The organism is Streptomyces sp. NBRC 110611 (assembly GCF_001590865.1).
Classification (GTDB): domain Bacteria; phylum Actinomycetota; class Actinomycetes; order Streptomycetales; family Streptomycetaceae; genus Streptomyces.
The window spans coordinates 218,764-237,697 of record NZ_BBUY01000003.1 but is presented as its reverse complement, the minus strand read 5'-3'; the positions used below and the strand labels follow the sequence as shown (position 1 = coordinate 237,697).

The 18,934-nt window shown below is 72.0% G+C and carries 14 protein-coding genes, 2 pseudogenes and 1 riboswitch; of the genes and pseudogenes, 8 read left to right on the top strand and 8 right to left on the bottom strand.

Going from position 1 to position 18,934, the window contains the following annotated elements; translation table 11 throughout:
* Window positions 1-78 precede the first annotated feature (78 nt).
* Complete coding sequence (locus tag AZE13_RS09235; RefSeq protein ID WP_066929534.1) at window positions 79-1,026, top strand: ABC transporter substrate-binding protein; 948 nt, start codon at window positions 79-81, stop codon at window positions 1,024-1,026.
* Window positions 1,027-1,489: 463 nt separating this feature from the next.
* The gene (locus AZE13_RS09230; protein WP_147264625.1) at window positions 1,490-2,551 is read left to right on the top strand and encodes a hypothetical protein; all 1,062 of its coding nucleotides are present in this window, start codon (window positions 1,490-1,492) and stop codon (window positions 2,549-2,551) included.
* 59 nt (window positions 2,552-2,610) lie between these two features.
* Here AZE13_RS09230 and AZE13_RS09225 read toward each other — a convergent pair whose 3' ends face one another.
* Window positions 2,611-3,768: a betaine/proline/choline family ABC transporter ATP-binding protein gene (locus tag AZE13_RS09225; RefSeq protein ID WP_066929532.1), complete on the bottom strand. Its 1,158-nt coding sequence runs from the start codon at window positions 3,766-3,768 to the stop codon at window positions 2,611-2,613.
* Window positions 3,769-3,959: 191 nt separating this feature from the next.
* Window positions 3,960-4,616: pseudogene (locus AZE13_RS09220) on the bottom strand (response regulator transcription factor); the annotation flags it as partial.
* A gap of 202 nt (window positions 4,617-4,818) precedes the next feature.
* Here AZE13_RS09220 and AZE13_RS09215 point away from each other — a divergent pair.
* Window positions 4,819-5,760: an NADP-dependent oxidoreductase gene (locus AZE13_RS09215; protein ID WP_066928908.1), complete on the top strand. Its 942-nt coding sequence runs from the start codon at window positions 4,819-4,821 to the stop codon at window positions 5,758-5,760.
* A 291-nt stretch (window positions 5,761-6,051) separates the two neighbouring features.
* Here AZE13_RS09215 and AZE13_RS09210 read toward each other — a convergent pair whose 3' ends face one another.
* Complete coding sequence (locus AZE13_RS09210; protein ID WP_258527672.1) at window positions 6,052-7,029, bottom strand: hypothetical protein; 978 nt, start codon at window positions 7,027-7,029, stop codon at window positions 6,052-6,054.
* A 323-nt stretch (window positions 7,030-7,352) separates the two neighbouring features.
* On the opposite strand from AZE13_RS09210, the gene AZE13_RS36250 reads away from it, so the two are divergent.
* The gene (locus AZE13_RS36250; protein ID WP_066928906.1) at window positions 7,353-7,838 is read left to right on the top strand and encodes an Ig-like domain-containing protein; all 486 of its coding nucleotides are present in this window, start codon (window positions 7,353-7,355) and stop codon (window positions 7,836-7,838) included.
* A gap of 55 nt (window positions 7,839-7,893) precedes the next feature.
* Here the strand turns inward: AZE13_RS36250 and AZE13_RS09200 are convergent, their stop codons facing one another.
* Complete coding sequence (locus AZE13_RS09200) at window positions 7,894-8,973, bottom strand: cation diffusion facilitator family transporter (protein ID WP_066928904.1); 1,080 nt, start codon at window positions 8,971-8,973, stop codon at window positions 7,894-7,896.
* Window positions 8,974-9,327: 354 nt separating this feature from the next.
* Here AZE13_RS09200 and AZE13_RS09195 point away from each other — a divergent pair, with 354 nt between their 5' ends.
* From AZE13_RS09195 to AZE13_RS36760, 3 genes are all read left to right on the top strand, one after another.
* Window positions 9,328-10,626, top strand: a complete 1,299-nt coding sequence (locus AZE13_RS09195) for a bifunctional cobalt-precorrin-7 (C(5))-methyltransferase/cobalt-precorrin-6B (C(15))-methyltransferase (protein ID WP_066928902.1) — start codon at window positions 9,328-9,330, stop codon at window positions 10,624-10,626.
* A gap of 100 nt (window positions 10,627-10,726) precedes the next feature.
* Entirely contained in the window at window positions 10,727-11,491 is a 765-nt protein-coding gene (gene cobM, locus AZE13_RS09190) for a precorrin-4 C(11)-methyltransferase (RefSeq protein WP_066928901.1), read from the top strand.
* A gap of 195 nt (window positions 11,492-11,686) precedes the next feature.
* Window positions 11,687-12,304: a hypothetical protein gene (locus AZE13_RS36760; RefSeq protein ID WP_066928899.1), complete on the top strand. Its 618-nt coding sequence runs from the start codon at window positions 11,687-11,689 to the stop codon at window positions 12,302-12,304.
* A 221-nt stretch (window positions 12,305-12,525) separates the two neighbouring features.
* Here the strand turns inward: AZE13_RS36760 and AZE13_RS09180 are convergent.
* Window positions 12,526-13,791: pseudogene (locus tag AZE13_RS09180) on the bottom strand (cobalt-precorrin-5B (C(1))-methyltransferase); the annotation flags it as partial.
* A 71-nt stretch (window positions 13,792-13,862) separates the two neighbouring features.
* On the opposite strand from AZE13_RS09180, the gene AZE13_RS09175 reads away from it, so the two are divergent.
* Complete coding sequence (locus AZE13_RS09175; protein WP_066928897.1) at window positions 13,863-14,666, top strand: cobalt-precorrin-6A reductase; 804 nt, start codon at window positions 13,863-13,865, stop codon at window positions 14,664-14,666.
* A gap of 82 nt (window positions 14,667-14,748) precedes the next feature.
* On the opposite strand, the gene AZE13_RS09170 is transcribed toward AZE13_RS09175, so the two are convergent.
* The 3 genes from AZE13_RS09170 to cobG are packed head-to-tail and all read right to left on the bottom strand — an operon-like array spanning window position 14,749 to window position 18,604.
* The gene (locus AZE13_RS09170; RefSeq protein ID WP_079123885.1) at window positions 14,749-16,401 is read right to left on the bottom strand and encodes a precorrin-2 C(20)-methyltransferase; all 1,653 of its coding nucleotides are present in this window, start codon (window positions 16,399-16,401) and stop codon (window positions 14,749-14,751) included.
* A gap of 20 nt (window positions 16,402-16,421) precedes the next feature.
* Window positions 16,422-17,069 carry a precorrin-8X methylmutase gene (locus tag AZE13_RS09165; RefSeq protein ID WP_066928895.1) on the bottom strand — a complete coding sequence of 216 codons (648 nt, stop codon included), beginning with the start codon at window positions 17,067-17,069 and terminating at the stop codon, window positions 16,422-16,424.
* Window positions 17,066-18,604 (bottom strand): precorrin-3B synthase, encoded by a 1,539-nt coding sequence (gene cobG / locus AZE13_RS09160; protein ID WP_066928893.1) that lies wholly within the window; start codon window positions 18,602-18,604, stop codon window positions 17,066-17,068. Before cobG ends, AZE13_RS09165 begins: the two co-directional genes overlap by 4 nt.
* Before the next feature lie 250 nt (window positions 18,605-18,854).
* Window positions 18,855-18,927: riboswitch (cobalamin riboswitch) on the top strand.
* Window positions 18,928-18,934: the final 7 nt, after the last annotated feature.

Below are 18,934 nucleotides of genomic sequence, written 5' to 3'. Positions count from 1 at the left end.
GCCCGTGCCGCCGCCCGCACGGCCGTCCACGCCCGCAGCGTCCTCACCGCCGTCACCTCTGTCACCTCCGTCACCACCATGGCCGCCGTTACTTCCGTCACCGTCCTCACCGTCGTCGGGCTCACGGGCTGCGCCCGCGGTCCTTCTCTGGAGACCCGCCCCGCGATCACCGCCTCGCCCGGGGACCACCGCGACCTGGCCATCGGCTCGGCCGGATTCACCGAGAGCGAGCTGCTCGCCCAGATGTACGCGGCGCTGCTCGCGCACGCCGGCTACCGGACCCGGGTCCTCACCGTCGGCAACCGTGAGCTGTACGAACCCGCGCTGGAGGCCGGACAGATCGATGTCGTCCCCGAGTACGCCGCCACCTTCGCGGACTGGCTCAACGCCAAGGACAAGGGCTCCACAACTGCCCCGGTCGCCTCATCCGACCTCGGCGCGACCATGGCCGTGCTGCGGAGGCTCGCCGCGGCCCGGGGGCTGACCGTGCTTCCGGCCGGCCGGGCCGTCGACCAGAACGCCTTCGCGGTGAGCGCCGCGTACGCCCGTAAGCACCAGCTCAAGACCCTCAGCGACGTGGGACGGGCGAAACTGCCGGTCCGCCTCGCGGCAGGCGATGAATGCGTCCAACGGCCTTTCTGTGCACCGGGGTTGAGGAAGACGTACGGGATCAACATCACCGCTATCGACCCCAAAGGCATCGGCACGATCCCCGCCAAACAAGCCGTGCAGCGCGGACAGGACCAGATGATGGTGACCACCAGCACCGATGCCACTCTCGACCAGTTCGGGCTGGTCCTGCTCGCCGACGACAAGAAGTTGCAGAACGCCGACTACGTCATCCCGGTCGTCAACCGCGGCCGCGCGGGCAGCGTACGGGTGGCTGCCGCCCTCAACCGCCTCAACAAGGTCCTGACCACCGCCGATCTCGCGCATCTCAACGAGCAGGTGGACAGCTGGCGGCGGCTGCCGGCCGATGTGGCCCGCAACTACCTCGTGTCGAAGAGGCTGCTGCCGAGAGACTGAGAGTTTCACGTGAAACGGCCGGCACTGTTTCACGTGAAACGGTTCGGGCCGGCCTGCGTGAGCCGTGAGCCGTGAGCCGTGTGACGTGGGTGACCTCTATGAGCCGTATGTAGGGGATGCATGCGAGAGTGTCACCCCCGGGGGACCGGGACGGTCTGGTACGAGGGGGCAGACGACGGTGATGGTGCGCAGGGCGGGCAAGGAGCGTAAGGGGAGAGGGCGCAGGGCGATTCCGGCGGTCCTGTTCACCGCAGGCGCCGTGTTGCTGCTCGGGCCCGGCGCCGGTGCCGGTGCACCCGGTGCCGCCGGACCTGGCGGGGTGCGCCCGGACGGTGAGCGGCCGTCCTTCACGCTCCGTACCCACGAGCCGTACACCCTCACCTCTGACGACCGTGGCCGCATCCCGTCCCTCACACCTGCTTTCGGGAACACCGGGCCGGTCGCGGCGCCTCATGGAGTGGTCATGCGCGTCACGGTCACCGATGCCCGCTTTGACACCGGCGTCGGCTTTCCCCGCAACTGCTACCGCGGGCAGTACAAGCGCACCCTCTTCTGCGAGTTCCCGAACCCCGTGTCCGTTGGAGCCGCCTACGAGACCGCCGAGCCCCTCCCGGAGGTCTATGGCCGCCACTACGCCGTCATGGGGTCGTATACGTACGCCGTCTGGCCGCTGGGAGATCCGCCCGCGCATACCGAGGACTACAAGGCGGAGTACGAACAGGGCACCCTGCCCGCACTCGGCCTCAAGCCGGTCGCCATCGGCACGCTCAACGGTCGTGATGGTGAACAGCAGGACGGGCAGGACGGGCAGGACCGGCAGGACGGTGGGGACCGGCAGGACAGTGGGGAACGGCAGCGCGGTGGTGAACTGCGCTTCGTCTCGCACGGCTATGCCGACAAAGCGGACTGGGGCATCGAGGGCATCAAGCTCCGTGGCAGGGTCGGCGAGTACGCCGAGGCGAGCATCCCGGCTCCCACCGGGGCGGCCCAGGAAGTGCGGATCGAGGTGCCGGAAGGGACGACCTTCGCCCCGCTCACACGGTGGGAGCGGGAGGGCCTGCCCTCCGAGATCGACTACTGCACGCGTGACGAGGAAGACGGGAACATCTACTGCAGCAATGTCAACTGGTTTGTCACCCTGCGTGTACGGATCGACCGGCGGGTCGAAGGGGCCGAGGGCAGGATCTCGGTGGCCGAACCCGCTGACGGAGACACCGACCCCAGCAACAACGCCGCACCGATCAAGCTTGAGGTCGAGGACGGTCCGGCCCCGATCGACCGCTGGGTGCCGCCCGTTTCCGGTTTCCCCGTCGAGCACGACATACCCCTGGAAACCGCCGGTCCCGACGATCTCGCCAGCCCACCCGAACCATCCGCGATCAGTGTCGACGGCCGCACCGGCGCCGTCCTGCTCGCCGCGGCCGCTGCGGCCGTCACGCTCGCCCTGGCGGCTTCCCGTCGTATCCGCCGCCTCTGCCGTATCCGCCGTACCCGTCGCGTACGAAGCCGGAGCGGCACTCCCTAGCCGGGCACCTCACGCCGTCGTCATCGTCGGCGCCTCACGCCGTTGTCACCGTCGGCATCTCACTCCGTGGGAACCGAATCCACGTCCGCCCGCTCCCGGGGCGCGCCCCGTTCGTCCGCGCCGATCGTGCGGCGCAGCGCCTCGTGGAGCGTGGTCGGGGTGAGGACGCCCAGGAACCGGTGGCCGTCCAGGACCGCGATCCAGCCCGCGTCGTGCTGGAGCATCTCGCTGAAGGCGTCCTTGAGGTTGGCGGTGACCGGCACCCAGGCCTCCATCCGGCGGGCGTGTCCGGCGACCGTGCCGCCGGCCCCGGCGAGTTCCTCGGCGCCCACCCAGCCGTGCAGTTCGCCGTCCTCGTCGAGCACCACCGCCCAGCGGGCGCCCTCGGCCCGTAGCCGCGTCACCGCCTCCGCGGCCGGTTCGCCGAGGCGGGCGAACGGCGGGCGTTCGAGGTCTCCACGGTCGATACCGGTGACTGACAGCTGCTTCAACGCCCGGTCGGTGCCCACGAATTCGGCGACATAAGGCGTCGCGGGGGAGCCGAGGACGCTCGCCGGGGTGTCGTACTGTTCGATCCGCCCCGCGCCGTACACGGCGATCCGGTCGCCGAGCCGGATGGCCTCCTCGATGTCATGGGTGACCAGCAGCACCGTCTTGTGCATGGTGGCCTGCAGCCGCAGGAACTCCTTCTGCAGCCGGTCGCGGACGACCGGGTCGACGGCCCCGAACGGTTCGTCCATCAGCAGGACGGGTGGGTCGGCGGCGAGCGCCCGGGCGACCCCGACCCGCTGCCGCTGGCCGCCGGAGAGCTGGTCGGGGTAGCGGGAGCCGTAGACGGCCGGGTCCAGGCCGACCAGGTCCAGGAGTTCGGCGGCCCGCTCGCGGGCCTTCGCCTTCTTCCAGCCGGTCAGCACGGGGACGGTGGCGGTGTTGTCGAGGACGGTGCGGTGCGGGAAGAGGCCGGTCTGCTGGATGACGTAGCCGATATGGCGGCGCAACCGGACCGGATCGACGCCGGCGATATCGGCGCCGTCGACGAAGATCCGGCCGTGCGTGGGGTCGATGAGCCGGTTGACCATCATCATGGTCGTCGTCTTGCCGCAGCCGGACGGTCCGACGAGCGTCACCAGCTCGCCCGCCCGGACCTCGAAGGAGAGGTCGTCGACGGCGAGGGTCCCGTCGGGGTAGCGCTTGGTGACGGACTCGAACCGGATCATGGAGTCGATCGTGGCGCCGGTCTTGGGGTCGCTCGCGGAGCCGACCGTGGAGCCGATCATTGAGCCATTGAATCCCGCGGCCCGCTACCGGTCCCGCCATACGGGCAATCGGGTGGGCCCGCCGACCGCTCTCCCGTCGACCGATCCCCCGTCGACCGGTCTCCCGCCAACCGCTCTCCCGCCAACCGATCCCCCGTCACGCGGTATCCGGCGCCCGGTACGGTCTCGATCAGCGGCGGGTCCCCGAGCTTGGCGCGCAGCGTGCCGAGCGTGACCCGTACCGCGTTGGTGCGGTGGCTGGTGTGCTCCTCCCAGATCTCCTCGATCAGGTCGTCGCCGCTGACCACCCCGCCCTGGGCGCGAAGCAGCACCTCCAGCGCTCCGAACTCCGCCCGCGAGAGCGCCAGCGGCCGTCCGTCGCGGTGCGCCAGCCGGCGCGTGGTGTCGAGGGTGACGCCGAACCACTCGATGACAGGCGGCAGGACGGTCCGGGGCCGCCGTCCCAGCGCCCGCACCCGGGCGAGCAGCTCCTCGTACGCGAACGGCTTGGCCAGACAGTCGTCGGCACCCAGCCCCAGCCCCGGGCCCGAGGCGGTGAGCATCAGCACCCGGGTCCGCCTGTACGGCCCATGCAGCCCTTGCAGCCCGTACGGCCCACGCTTCCCGTGCGACGCGGTCAGATCCTGGTCCAGGACGAGCACGTCGTACCCGCCGAGCCGCAGCTTGGCCATCGCCTCCCGGCCGTCGTGGGCGATATCCGTCGTGATCGCCTCGCGGCGCAGCCCCGCGATGACCGTGTCCGCCAAGTCCGCGAGGCACTCCTCGCCCGCCGCCACCAGAACGCGCATGACGACATATGTACCCAGAGGTGCACCGGCCCCAGCCGGACACACCCCGGCTGGGGCCGTACGAGTTGCTTCCGCGGCCCGGCCCCGGGGGCCGTACGAGTTGCTTCCGCCGCACCGCCTCCTCTCCTGCCGCATCCGGCCCGTCCGGCGTGCTTACGATCCACCTCGGCCACCGGTCCCCAGGGTGGAAGGGAACGCCACGATGAGAGCCGTAGCAGTCAACGCATTCGGCGAACAGCCGCAGCTCATGGAACTGCCGCAGCCCGAGCCAGGGCCCGGCGAGGTCCTGGTGCGGCTGGCCGCCGCCGGGGTCAACCCCGTCGACTGGAAGCTCGCGGACGGTGCTTTCGGGGACGCCGTGAAGGCCTCCTTCCCCCTCGTCCTGGGGACGGACGGCGCGGGTGAGGTGCTCGCTGTCGGTACGGGCGTACGGCGGTTCACGGTCGGGGACGCGGTGTTCGGCCAGTTCCAGCGTGCCGAGCAGGGCGGAGGTTCGTACTGCGAACTCGCCCTCGCCGATGAGGACCGCATCGCGCACGCCGCCCGCAGCGTCACCTACGCGACCTCGGCCGCGGTGCCGACGGCCGGGATGACCGCGTACAACCTGATCGAGGAGACCCGGACCGGCGAGGGCAAGTGGGTGCTGATCGTCGGCGCGACCGGTGGCGTCGGTACCTTCGCCACTCAGCTGGCGGCCGGCCGCGGAGCCGAGGTGATCGCCACCGCGCGTCCGGAGATGGCGGAGCTGATGCGCAATCTGGGCGCGTCGGAGACCGTCGACCACACCGCGGGCCCGGTGGCCGACCAGGTCCTGGCGGCCCATCCGGACGGTGTGGACGTCCTGATCGACATGATCAGCGGCCCCGCCGAATTCGCCGGGATGACCCGTACCGTCCGCGATGGCGGCACCGCCGTCTCCCTCATCGGCTCCGCCGACGCCGACGACCTGACCGAACGCAACCTCCGCGGCTTCAACTTCATCAACCGTCCCTCCCCGCAGCTCCTGGAAATCCTGGCCGGCCACCTCGACGCGGGCCGCCTGACGGTCCTGGTGGGCAGCGAGGTCCCCCTGACCTCGGCCCCGGAGGCGATCGCCGCCAGCCGCACGGGCCGAGCCCGGGGCAAGACCGTCCTGACCATGTGAGCCGGACCATGTGAGCCTGACTATGTGAGCCGTTCACCTCGGCTCTGCACGACCCGGACCACGTCGCGCAGCGATTCGGTAAGACATCGGGCAAGGTGCGCCACCTAGCAGACGGATGAGCGGTTGCGCGGTACGGCTGCGCATGCGTCAGCCTCTTTAGGTGCTGGTCGTTGACCCCCGGACCGGGCAGCTGTGGAAGGCCTGCCTGAGCTTCTGCCCCGTGCTGGGAGGGCCCTCGGTTCGGGCGGATGGGACGGACGGGACGGGGCGCCGAGGAGATTCTCTGGAAGATCACCTGACCTGGCGGGCGTGCCGGGCCCGCCAGGTTCGGGTTATCGGTGGTCCGGCCGCCGCGAGTACGGCGGTCAGGGTCCCGGCGGCCATGACGAGCCAGAAGCCGGTGCGGAGCGGTCCGGTCAGGGCGTCCACGTACGCGTGCGCGGCCGGGCGGGAGATCACCGGGGGCAGGGCGTCCAGGGCGCGGACACGTAGGTGCGCGAGTGTCGCGGCGAGCAGGGCGGCCGTTGCCGCGCAGCCTGCCCCGGTCCAGGTCAGTGCCCGTCGGCGGCGGTGTGTCAGGAGGAGACCGGTGCCGAGGGAGAGGGCCGCGGCCGGGGGCAGGAGGTGGGCTCCGTGGCGTACGGCGTCGTAGAGGGTGCGGAGGCGGGGCACGTACGGGGCTTTGAGCAGGACGACTTCCACGTCGGAGTGCGGTACGCGGCGGACCATGTCCAGGCCCATGCTGTTGTGGGAGAGCTGGTGCCTGACCCGTTCCAGGACCGGTGTGAGGTCGAGGGTGACTTCCGAATGGACGGGGCCGGGGGCGGCGAGGGTGCCGTCCAGGGTCCGGTGGGCGGTCCGGTGGACGCCGTTCCACATGGTGGGGAAGCCGCGGCCGGTGACGACCTGGCGGACCTGTTTGGCGACGGACTCCCGGATGCCGTGGGCGAAGTGGCGGCGGACGGCTGGGCGTTCGGCGCGGGGTACGGCCTTGAGGAGGCCGTTCAGCAGGCCGTCGAGTGGAGCATGGGTCATGACCCCGTCCGTCACGTCGTCGACCACGGCTTGCTGTACGGCGGTGTTCTCGGCGAGTGGCGCCACCGTTGCCACATAGCGGTCGGTCTCGGTGAGTTGGGCGTGTGCCCAGGTGGCGGTCAGCCCCAGGGGGAGCAGGAGGGTTCCCAGCAGGAGCAGTGCCGCGCCTGCCGCCGACCGTACGCGCCGCCCCGTGCCCCGGCTGTCCGGGTGTACGGGTGGGGTCGCTGGCATCGCGTCGTCCTCCCGTGAGCCCTCGCCCTGCCGTGCGGCCACCTTCCAGGTAAGTCGGTGGGGGTGTGGCTCGCGAGTGGGGCCGGTGCCATTGGGTGACCGGGGGCGGTGGGCGTGGGGTTTCGTACTGCGGGGTCACCCGGGCTACGGGTTCACCCGAGTCGATCTCACTCGGATGCCCCATAAGTAAGGCGATTGGAGTAATGCCGAGGGCATATACCCGGAGCGTGTGCGAATCCTGGAGGCGGTCGGCGTGATTCCACGACACGCAGTCCGGAAACGCAGTGCAAGAGCCCAAGTAGGTAACGACAGGAGGAAGTTGCATGCCCAGCGTCCAGGAAGCACAACAGCAGCTGGAGATCGCCAAGCTGAACGAAAGGGTTGAGTCGCTTGAGGCGAAGCTCAACCAGCTGATGCAGCAGCAGGGGCAAGGGCAGGGGCAGGGGCAAGGACAGGGGCAGGGGCAGGGGCAGGGGCAGTCGAGTGAGAAGGAAGCCGTCCAACTCACTGCTTCGGCGACGAAGGGCAGTGTGCTGGGCCAGGCGAGCGGCAAGGGCAAGGCGAGGCTCCTCGACAAGGACGGCAGCCCGATCCAGGGCGAGACGATCGTGTTCCAGGTCGACGGCCAGGAGGTCGGCACCGCCACCACCAACGCCAATGGCGAGGCGGAAATCGACTCCGGCTCACACCTTGGTGAGCCCCTGTTCTGGGGAAAGGCCGTCGCGAACGGCTACGACGCCATCTACAACGGGAGCAAGAAGTACAAGCCCGCGAAGGCCCATGCCGTCGTCCAGCCCGCCCCGGCCTAAGACACTGACAAGACGTTGAGAAGACACTAGGTCCTCCCGGTCCGCCGCCCGGTGCTCAGTGCTCGTGTGGGCCCGGACGGTGGACCGGGCCGTGGGCGTCCTCGCAGTGGCTGGAGGCGGGGTCCGTCGCGTGGGGTGCGGGGTCCGTCGTGCCGGGGTCGGGGCGGGGGCCGAGTATGAGGACGTCGTCGGCGTCGCCGTCCTCGCCGACGTGATCGACCTGGAGGGTGGCGTGGGTGATCCCGTACCGCCGGCTCAGCAGCGCCTGCAGGCCGCGGCGGACCTTGTGGCAGTCGCCGCCGGGGGCCACCAGGATGTGTGCGGAGAGCGCCGGCTGACCGGAGGTGATCTGCCAGATGTGCAGGTCGTGGATCTCCACGACCTGGTCCTGGGCGACGAGGTGATCGCCTATCGCGTCCGGGTCGATACCGGCCGGCGCGGCCTCCATGAAGATCCGTCCTGACTCGCGCACCAGCCCCGTACCGGCCTTCAGCATCAGGGCGACGACCACCAGCGAGGCGATCGAGTCGGCCTGGGCGAATCCCGTCGTCATGACGACCAGACCGGAGACGGCGGTGGCGATGAAGCCGAACAGGTCCGTGAGGATGTGCTGGTAGGCACCCTCGACGTTGAGGCTGGAGCGGTTGGCCTTGGAGATCAGCCAGACACAGATCAGGTTGACGACGATGCCGGAGAGCGCGGTGACCAGCACCAGCCCGCCGGCCACCTCGGGCGGCTCGATCAGCCGGTCCACCGCCTCATACGCCAGCCAGACCGACAGCAGCAGCAAGGTGATTCCGTTGGCCTGCGCGGAGAGGATCTCGGCGCGCTTGAGCCCGTACGTGTAGCCGCCGCGCGCCGGGCGGGCCGCCAGCCGCATCGCGATCAGGGCCAGCACGATCGAGACCGCGTCGGTGAGCATATGGGCGGCGTCCGAGATCAGCGCCAGGGACTGGGCGATCACACCGATGGCGACCTCGACCGCCATGTACGCGGTGAGGAGGATCAGCGCGGCGCGCAGCCAGCGCCGGTCGGCGTTCGGTGCGACACCGTGGGCGTGGCTGTGGCTGTGCCCGTTGCTATGGCTGTGCCCGTGGCCCTGGCTGTCCGTGTGGCTGTGCGCGTGCTCGGTCATGAGCGCGCTCCTTCCCGGCTCCTCGGTCCCGGCGCCTCGGAGGTGCCGACGCCTCGAAGCGAAGCAAACCGCACTTCGACGAAAGATCCAAAGGCTGCATCGGTGACCGTTGTCATTACCGTCGAACGGCGCATCGTGCCTGGTCAGGGCGGTGTGGCGTAGGTTGTGGAGGAGGGCGGACTGCCCTGCCTTCGGGCGGGCAGCCGCCGCCGGGTACGAGTATGCGTCGGTACCCACCTGTGCGTCCGTCCCGGTGGCGGGTCCGCGGCGCCCGGTCAGTAGAGTGCGGCTCCCGTCACCAGGCCCGTCCCGACACATAGATGTCGACGTACAGACGTATAGAGGTCATCGGCAGTGAGCCCCGTACCACCACCACCGCCCGACTCGGATGTTCCGGACGTTCCGGAGGCGCCGGAGCCGCTCGCCGTCGTCGGCATCGGAGCCGATGGGTGGGGTGGGCTGTCCGCCGCCTCCCAGGGGGTGCTGCGGGACGCCGAGGTGCTGATCGGCGGGGCCCGCCAGCTCGCGCTGCTGCCCGCGAAGGGCCCCGAGTGCCCCGGCGAACGCGTCCGGTGGCCCTCGCCGCTGCGCCCCGCCGTGCCCGGGCTGCTCGCCAGGTACGCCGGGCGCCGGGTGTGCGTACTGGCCAGCGGCGACCCGATGTTCTACGGGATCGGGCGGACGCTGGGCGAGGTGGCCGGACGGCCCCTCCGGATCCTCCCGCACCCCTCCTCCGTCTCGTACGCCTGCGCCCGTCTCGGCTGGGCGGTGGAGGAGACCGAGGTGGTCACGCTCGTCGGCCGGCCCGCCGAGAACCTCGCCCGTGCGCTGTACGACGGCCACCGTCTGCTGGTGCTCTCCGCCGGTGCCGGCACCCCCGCCGAGGTCGCCGCCCTGCTGCGTGACCACGGCTTCGGCCCGACCCGTATGCGCGTACTGGAACAGCTCGGCGGTGACCGCGAGCGCACGGTCGAGGGGGTGGCCGCCGACTGGTCCGCACCGCCCGCCGACCCCCTCAACGTCATCGCCCTGGAGTGCGTCCGCGAGCCCGGCACCCTGCCCCTGTCCGCCGTCCCCGGCCTCCCCGACACCGCGTACGAGCACGACGGCCAGCTCACCAAGCGCCACGTCCGCGCCGCCACGCTCGCCGCGCTGGCCCCGGCGCCAGGCGAGCTCCTGTGGGACATCGGCGGCGGTTCCGGCTCCATCGCCATCGAATGGCTGCGTGCGCACCGTGGCTGTCGGGCCGTCAGTATCGAGCGCGACCCCGTACGGGCCGAGCGCATCGGCCGTAACGCGGGGCGGCTCGGCGTACCGGAGCTGCGCGTCGTACCCGGCTCCGCGCCCGCCGCGCTGGCGGGCCTGCCGACGCCGGACGCGGTGTTCGTCGGCGGCGGGCTGACCGCGCCCGGCCTGCTCGCCGCGTGTTGGGAGGCGCTGGCGCCGGGGGGCCGGATCGTCGCCAACACCGTGACGCTGGAGTCCGAGGCGCTGCTCACCGACTGGTACCGGCGGCACGGCGGCGAACTGGTGCGGCTCGCGGTGGCGCACGCGGTACCGGTCGGCGGCTTCACGGGCTGGCGGCAGGCGATGCCGGTCACGCAGTGGGCGGCGGTGAAACCCTTGGAGCCGGCCCCGCTTCGGGCTCCGTAGGAGCGAGCCAGCCCTGACCCGTTCCCGTCGTCTTCCGCACTCCCCACGCTCCCAGGAGGCCCTACACCATGACCGTCACTCCCCCGGGAGGCTCCACACCATGACCGTCCACTTCATCGGCGCGGGCCCCGGCGCCGCCGACCTGATCACCGTCCGCGGCGCCCGTACGCTCGCCTCCTGCGGAGTCTGCCTCTACGCCGGCAGCCTGGTGCCGCGTGAGCTGCTCGCCGAGTGCCCGCCCGGCGCCCGGCTCATCGACACCGCGCAGCTGGACCTCGACACCATCACAGCCGAGATGGTCCGAGCCCACGAGGAGGGCCACGACGTCGCCCGCCTGCACTCCGGCGACCCCTCCGTCTTCAGCGCGGTCGCCGAGCAGATGCGTCGCCTGGACGCGGCCGGGGTGCCGTACGACGTGGTGCCGGGGGTTCCCGCGTTCGCCGCGGCGGCGGCCGCGCTCAAGCGCGAGCTGACCGTGCCCACCGTCGGCCAGACCGTCATCCTCACCCGCGTCGCCCAGCGTGCCACGCCCATGCCCGAAGGCGAGGACCTCGCCACCCTCGGCCGCAGCGGCGCGCTGCTCGTCCTGCACCTGGCGGCGATGTACGTCGACCGGGTCGTGGCCGAACTCCTGCCGCACTACGGGGCCGACTGCCCGGCCGCCGTCGTCGCGATGGCCTCCCGCCCGGACGAACTCGTCCTGCGCGGCACCCTCGCCGACATCGCCGGGCAGGTGAAGGCCGCGGGCGTGGTCCGGACGGCCGTCATCATGGTCGGCCGCACGCTGGGGGCCGAGCAGTTCCGCGACAGCCATCTGTACTCGGCGGAGCGGGAGCGGCAGTTGCACGGGTCCTGTGGCGCTTGATGGCGTATTACCACGCCTCCTGCATCTTCTGACTGATCATGCGGCCCCATCGGGGTGAATATCGGTTATTAGGTCGTTCGGTCCCGGTATGGAAGGTCCGAACCTCACGGGAGACCGAAGCCCGTCTCACGAGCGAAACGACCGACTAAACCGCATAAGAAACCGAGTAATCCGCATAAGAAGGAGCATGCCACGATGCGCACCAGACTGGCCGCCGGAACGGTTGCCACCGCAGCTCTGCTGACACTCTTCGGCGGCGGCATCGCCGGTGCCGACGCCCCGAAGCACCATCCACGGCCTTCCGATCCCTCGCCCTCCCGCGGGCACTCGGAGCGCCCGGAGTGGATGAACGACAGTCCCGTACGGCTTCTCGCCTGTTCACTCGGTACGGCGATCGGCGCGCTGACCGAGGGGGCCGACTGCGTGGCGGACCGGCTGGGCTACAGCTACCGGGGCGAGCACAGCTCCACCTCTCAGCGGGATCACGGCCGGCACAAGAGCGGGAACCGGGCCGTGCGGGACAACGACCGATACCGGGACGACGACGATGTCCCCGGCTTCCGGGACATCCGGGACGACGATGCCCGTTCCTCCCGTGACGACGAGGGCAGCGCATCCCGCGACGAGGACGCCGGCGCCTCCCGCGACGAGGGCCGTAACAGCCGGGACAACGGCGGGGCTTCGCGTGACGAAAGCCGGCCGCGCGATGACGAGGGGGCGGCGCGTGACAACGGGGGCTCCCGCAACGGTGACGACCGGGGCTCCCGGGACGACGCCGACCAGGGCTCCGGCTCCCTGCGCGGCAAGCGGTAATCCGGAACGTCACGACGACCGCGGGGCTTACGGCCAAGGTCCAACGACCGCGGGTTCCTATGGCCGCGGGTCCGACGACCGCTGCTCCCCCCAAAAGACGGCCGGTGAGGAACTGACGGGGCCCCTCACCGGCTCATGGCCCCGGGCCCGGGCCGCGGGCCTCCGCCCCGATCCGTGACGGCGCCCGCGCCCGGTCCCGGCCTCGGTCCCGCGCCCGGCCCCGGCCCCCGCGGCTCCGCCCGCCCCACCACCATCCCCGCCCGGTCGATACAGATGACATCGACCGCGACGGGCGCCCCCCGCAGCACGGCCAGCGCCTCGTCCCGCGCCGTCGCCGCCACCAGATCCCCCAGCGGTACCCCGGCCGCCGCGCACAACTGCAGTGCCGCCAGCCCGGTATTGGCCACCGCCACCTCCCCCGCCAGCGCCTCATCGGCCCCGCCCTCCCGCGCGAGTTCGGCGAGAAAGCCCTTGTCCACCTGGGACCGTGCCGAATGCAGGTCCAGATGGCCGGCCGCCAGTTTGGACAGCTTGGCGAACCCGCCGCAGATGGTGAGCCGGTCCACCGGGTGACGCCGCAGGTACTTCAGCACTGCCCCCGCGAAGTCCCCCATGTCCAGCAGCGCGTCCTCGGGCAGATGGTGCAGTGCGACGGCGACTTTCTCGGACGTCGAGCCCGTACATCCGGCCACGTGCGTACGACCCGCGGCACGCGCCACGTCCACCCCGCGCCGGATGGAATCGATCCACGCCGAGCACGAGTACGGCACCACGATCCCGGTCGTCCCCAGAATCGACAGCCCGCCCAGGATGCCCAGCCGCGGGTTCCACGTACTGCGCGCGATCTCCTCCCCGTGATCGACGGAGATCTCCACCTCGACGTCCGGCGCCCCCGCCGCGCCCTCACGGCCGTACCGCTCATGCCGCTCGTACCGTTCACGCGGCTCATGCCGCCTGTGCCGCTCGTACTGCTCATGCCGCCCGTACCGTTCGTACCGCTCCGCGACACGGGCCAGATGTTCCCTGATCAGCTGCCGTGGCACGGGGTTGATCGCCGGCTCGCCCACCTCCAACGGCAGCCCCGGCCGCGTCACGGTCCCGACCCCCGGCCCGGCCTTGAACACGACGCCCGACCCGGGCGCCAGCCTCCGCACCCGTGCCCGGATCAACGCCCCATGCGTCACATCCGGATCATCTCCGGCGTCCTTCACGACGCCCGCCATGGCGATGCCGTGCTCCGCGTCCCACTCCTCCACCGCCAGCGCGAACGACGGCGTCTGCCCCTTCGGCAGCGTGATCGTCACCGGATCCGGGAACTCCCCGCTGAGCAGCGCCGTGTACGCGGCCGTACTCGCCGCCGTGGCACACGCGCCGGTCGTCCACCCGTGCCGCAGCCCGGTGTGCGCGAGCTGCGCGCTCCGCCCACCGGCAGCCGCCCCCGTGCCCTCCGGCGGCTGTCCCGTACCCTTCGCTTGCTCAGCAGCCACGGAGAAATCCACTGCCACGGAGAAACCCGCTGCCACGGAGAAACCCGCAGCCACGGAGGAACCCACGCCCCATGCCCGACGCCGCCCGCCGCCCGGTCCGCCACCGCCATGTCCTCATCCTCGGCGGTACGGCCGAGGCCCGCCGCCTGGCCACCACCCTGGCCGCGGATCCGTCCCTGCGCGTGACGAGCTCACTCGCCGGCCGGGTCGCCGCCCCGCGCCTGCCCGCCGGGGAGGTCCGCATCGGTGGATTCGGCGGCCCCGAGGGCCTCGCGCGCTGGCTGCGCGAGCACGCGGTGGACGTGCTCATCGACGCCACCCATCCTTTCGCCGGCACGATCAGTTTCCACGCGGCCCAGGCGGCCGCCACCGCCCATGTTCCCCTGCTCGCCCTCCGCCGGCCGGGCTGGGTACCGGGACCGGGGGACGACTGGCACCCGGTTGCCTCCCTCGACGAGGCCGCCGCGGTCCTCCCCACCCTCACCCTCCCCGGCGCCCGCCGCGTATTCCTCACCACGGGCCGCATGGGCCTGGCCCACTTCGCCCACCTCGCCGACCACTGGTTCCTCGTCCGCTCCGTCGACGCGCCCGAGCCCCCGCACCCACCCCACATGACCACGCTCCTGGACCGGGGCCCCTTCACCCTGGACGGCGAACGCGAGCTCCTCCGCACCCACCGCATCGACGTCCTCGTCACCAAGGACAGCGGTGCGGCGGCAACCGCCCCGAAACTCACCGCCGCGAGAGAGGCCGGCGTACCGGTCGTACTCGTACGGCGCCCCCCGACCCCAACGGGCGTCCCGGAAGCGGCAACCCCGGAGGAAGCCGCCACGTGGCTCCGCCACCTCTTCAACGAGGCCACCACAGCCAACTGAACCGCGCCCTCACATAGCGTCAGGTGGCCCCTGCCTGCCGCAGGGGCCACCGCCGATGCGGAACTGCCGATCGGTCAGCGTGCTACCGCTCGGGATATGTCCGTGGCGTCCAGACCACGGCCTTGTCGCTGCCGTCCTCGCGTCTTTCCGCCCGCGTCTGGGACGAGCCGATGATGAGGAGGGTGCGCATGTCGACCTGGGTGGGGTCGAGGTCGGTCAAGGGGAGCGTGTGGAGGGACTCCTCGGGGCCGCCGATGTCGCGGGCGACGATGACCGGGGTGTCCGGGGCGCGGTGTTCGAGGAGGAGTTCGCGGGCCTTGGCGACCTGCCACGTACGCGTGCGGGAGCCGGGGTTGTAGAGGGCCAGGGCCAGGTCGGCGGTGGCGGCGGCGCGGAGGCGGTCGGCGATGACTTCCCACGGCTTGAGGCGGTCGGAGAGGGAGATGACCGCGTAGTCGTGGCCGAGCGGGGCGCCGGCGCGGGCGGCGGCCGCGTTGGCGGCGGTGACGCCTGGGAGGACGCGTACGGGGACGGAGCGGTACGGGGATTGGGAGGCCACTTCGAGGACGGCCGTCGCCATGGCGAAGATGCCCGGGTCGCCGCCGGAGACCACGGCGACCCGACGGCCGCGCAGGGCCAAGTCGAGGGCGAATTCGGCGCGTTCGGACTCGACCTTGTTGTCGGAGGCGTGGCGGCGCTGGCCGGGGCGGGAAGGGACCCGGGCGAGGTAGGTGGTGTAACCGACCAGGTCCTCGGCGGCGGCGAGGGCGCCTCGCGATTCGGGGGTCAGCCAGAGGGGGCCGGCCGGGCCGGTGCCGACGACCACGACCTCGCCCGTAGCGGCCGTACCCGCCTCTGCCTCTGCCTCTGCCTCCGCCTCCGCCCGCGGTGCCGGCTCCGGCGCTGGCTCCGGCTCCGGCGCTGGCTCCGGCTCCGGCGGATTCGCGATGCGGCTCGGCACGACCGCGACCGAGAAGTACGGGACGGTGTCGGAGTCGACGGCCGACAGCGCGTCCGTGCGCTCCCCGGGCATGGTGGCCCGCTCGACGTAACGCGCCTCCGCCATCCGTCCCGAGCGCTCCATCGCCCGGCGGACGGTGGGGAACGTACGGCCCAGCTTCATGACGACGGCGGCGTCGGTGGCGGCGAGACGTGCCGTCAGCTCCTCCTCGGGGAGCGTGCCGGGGAGGATGGTGAGGATCTCGTCGGCCTCGGCGAGGGGCCTGCCCAGGCGGGCCGCGGCGGCGCTGACCGAGGTGACGCCGGGGATCACCTCGGTCGGGTAGCGGTGCGCCAGCCGCTTGTGCATGTGCTGGTAGGAGCCGTAGAAGAGCGGATCGCCCTCGGAGATGACGGCGACCGTGCGACCGGCGTCGAGGTGGGCGGCGAGGCGGGCCGCGGCGGTCTCGTAGAACTCGTCCAGCGCGCCGCGGTAGCCACCGGGGTGGTCGGTCGACTCGGTGGTGACCGGGTAGACCAGCGCTTCCTCGATGTGGTCGGGGCGGAGGTGCTGGGCGGCTATCGCGCGGGCGATCGAGCGTCCGTGCCGGGCGCTGTGGTACGCGACGACCTCGGCTTCGGCGATGACCTCGGCGGCCCGGATCGTCATCAGGGACGGGTCGCCGGGGCCGAGGCCCACACCGTAGAGGCGGCCGGGGGAAAACGTCGCTTCCTGCTCCTGCTGCTCTTGGCCCTTCTGCTGTTCCAGCTCGTGTTCCTGCTCGCTGACGCTCATGGTCACGGTTCCGGTCACGCTCATTCTTCCTCGCTCGCGATGGCGTTGATGGCGGCCGCGGCCATGGCGCTGCCGCCGCGGCGCCCGCGCACCACGATGTGGTCGAGCTTCGACGGATGGGCGATCAGCGCGTCCTTGGACTCCGCCGCGCCGATGAAGCCGACGGGGATGCCGAGGACGGCGGCGGGGCGCGGTGCCCCCTCCTCGATCATTTCGAGGAGCCGGAAGAGGGCGGTGGGCGCGTTGCCGACCGCCACCACCGCGCCGTCCAGACGGTCCCGCCACAGTTCGAGCGCGGCCGCGCTGCGGGTGGTCCCCATCCGGGCGGCCAGGTCCGGCACCGACGGGTCGGCGAGCGTGCACAGCACTTCGTTGCCGGCCGGCAGCCGCTTACGGGTGACGCCGCTGGCGACCATGGTGGCGTCGCAGAGGATCGGCGCGCCCGCGCGCAGGGCCTTCCGGGCGTTGGCCACCACATCGGGCGTGAAGGCCAGGTCGCGTACGAGGTCGACCATGCCGCAGGCGTGGATCATGCGGACCGCGATCCGGCTGACGTCGGCGGGCAGAGCGGCGAGGTCCGCCTCGGCGCGGATGGTGGCGAAGGACTGGCGGTAGATCGCCGCACCGTCCTTCTCGTAATCGACCTTCTTGTACTCGAAGGCGGTCACTGTGGCCTCGTTTCTTGCGGAGCTGGTGGAGCTGGTGGAGCTGGTGGTGCGTGTGGAGCTGGTGGCGCGTGTGGCGGCTGTACGACCGACGCCCGGTAGCCCTCGGGGGTCGCCAGGACGTCGATCCAGGTGCCGTGGGGGTGGCCGCAGCGGCGTTCGCAGCCGGACCAGTGGACGGGCAGATGGACGGGCAGATCGCGCAGGGAGGCGACGGGCGTATGGGGTACGGGGGCGCCTGCCCCGATGGCTGCGGTGGCGTCGGCGCGTACGTCCGTACGGGACTTGGCGCAGCCGGGGCGGCCGGTGCAGGCGCCGAGCCGGTACCAGGGGGAGGACGGGTCGGTGACCAGTCCGGCGGCGGACAGGGCGGTCAGGCGGGCGGCGGCTGTGGCGGCAGGCAGGCCGGGGAGGACGATGCCGCGCCAAGGGGTGAGGCGCAGTTCGCCGGATCCGTGGTGGGCGGCGGTGTCGGTGAGCAGGCGCCACTGGGCGGTGCTGAGCCGGCCCAGCGGCGCCAGGACGGAGAGGGCGGTGTGGCGGCCGTCGGCGCCTTCGATGATTCCGGGGGCGGAGGAGTCGGCCATTGCCGTGCGCTCCGTGTACTCCGGGTGTTCCGGGTGCTCCGTGTGCTGCGCGTACTCCGGGTGCTCTGCGTACTCTGTGTGCTGCGTGTGCTGTATGTGCTGTGTGTGCTGTGTGTGCTCCGCCGTGATCCCTGCCGCTTGCAGCCGCGCCGCTACGCCCAGGGCCGTCAGCCCCTGTCCGTCCGGGAGTTCGCGGACTCGCCAGGCGCCGCTGCCGCTCGCTTCGGCGGTGGCCAGGAAGGCCTCCGCGGCGATGAGCGCGGCGCGTGCCGCGTCCCGGCCCGCGATCCGCAGTGCCGCCGGATCGTCACCGACCCGCAGCAGCGCCCCGCCTCCGGACCCCGAACCCGAACCCGTCCCAGACCCCGTCCCAGAGCCCGGCCCCGTCCCAGACCCCGCCCCGCCCCGTTCTGCGACCAAGGTCACATCCCCGCCGAGCGTCGCCACATCCCCCCGCCCGTCGTCCAGGACGAAGAGGAAGCGGCCCGAGAGCGCGGTCGCGGACGGGCTCGCGCACAGCAGTGCGTCCAGCTCGCGGGCCCAGATCCGCACGTCAGCAGGGGTGTTGCGGTCGAGCCCGGCCAGCGGGGAGGCGAGGATGTTGCGGATCCGCTCATGGCGTTCCGAGGGCAGCAGTCCGGCCTCGCGGAGCAGGGCGGCGAGCCGGGTGCCGCAGTCGTCCGGGAGGCCGCGGAGTTCGACGTTCCCCCGGGAGGTCAGGGAGAGGTGCCCGTCCCCGAGACGGTCGGCGGCGTCGGCCAGCGCGGTTGCCTGACATACCGTCAAATCCCCGGCGGCGACCCGCACTCGGGCGAGACCTCCGTCGGCGGCGGAGTGCAGCCGCAGCGCCCCCGGGCAGGCGTCACCGCGATCCCGTACGGGGCGCTCCCGTACGGGCGGCTCGGCCCCATGGGGCCGTATCGAGGGGGAGGGCGGCATGGCGGCGAGCATACCCACGACGGTGGACGGCCGATCCGAGGCGATCCGGCCACCGCCCCGGCCATGGAGGAGGACGGGACGCGTCCACGGGGGAGGGCACGGACGGGGACGGGGCGCCTCCCCGGAGGCAGCTGCCCCGGGCCCGGGCGAGGCCCGCTTACGTAGCCCACCCGCAGCCCCTTACTATGCAGGTCGGTGGGTCGGCTGGCCCGCCGGACGCCAGCGACGGCGCCGGGCCCCGGACCCTGATCCAGGCCCGAGGGAGGAAGCCCGGTGAGACTCCGGCGCGGTCCCGCCACTGTGAACCCGGCCCAGGCCGGGTGAGCCAGGAACTCCCGCCGT

Coding starts and splice junctions, on each gene's coding strand:
- AZE13_RS09235 (WP_066929534.1), top strand. CDS start 79: ATGGCCGCCGTTACTTCCGTCACCGTCCTCACCGTCGTCGGGCTCACG.
- AZE13_RS09230 (WP_147264625.1), top strand. CDS start 1,490: ATGCGCGTCACGGTCACCGATGCCCGCTTTGACACCGGCGTCGGCTTT.
- AZE13_RS09225 (WP_066929532.1), bottom strand. CDS start 3,768: ATGATCCGGTTCGAGTCCGTCACCAAGCGCTACCCCGACGGGACCCTC.
- AZE13_RS09215 (WP_066928908.1), top strand. CDS start 4,819: ATGAGAGCCGTAGCAGTCAACGCATTCGGCGAACAGCCGCAGCTCATG.
- AZE13_RS09210 (WP_258527672.1), bottom strand. CDS start 7,029: ATGCCAGCGACCCCACCCGTACACCCGGACAGCCGGGGCACGGGGCGG.
- AZE13_RS36250 (WP_066928906.1), top strand. CDS start 7,353: ATGCCCAGCGTCCAGGAAGCACAACAGCAGCTGGAGATCGCCAAGCTG.
- AZE13_RS09200 (WP_066928904.1), bottom strand. CDS start 8,973: ATGACCGAGCACGCGCACAGCCACACGGACAGCCAGGGCCACGGGCAC.
- cobM (WP_066928901.1), top strand. CDS start 10,727: ATGACCGTCCACTTCATCGGCGCGGGCCCCGGCGCCGCCGACCTGATC.
- AZE13_RS36760 (WP_066928899.1), top strand. CDS start 11,687: ATGCGCACCAGACTGGCCGCCGGAACGGTTGCCACCGCAGCTCTGCTG.
- AZE13_RS09175 (WP_066928897.1), top strand. CDS start 13,863: ATGCCCGACGCCGCCCGCCGCCCGGTCCGCCACCGCCATGTCCTCATC.
- AZE13_RS09170 (WP_079123885.1), bottom strand. CDS start 16,401: ATGAGCGTCAGCGAGCAGGAACACGAGCTGGAACAGCAGAAGGGCCAA.
- cobG (WP_066928893.1), bottom strand. CDS start 18,604: ATGCTCGCCGCCATGCCGCCCTCCCCCTCGATACGGCCCCATGGGGCC.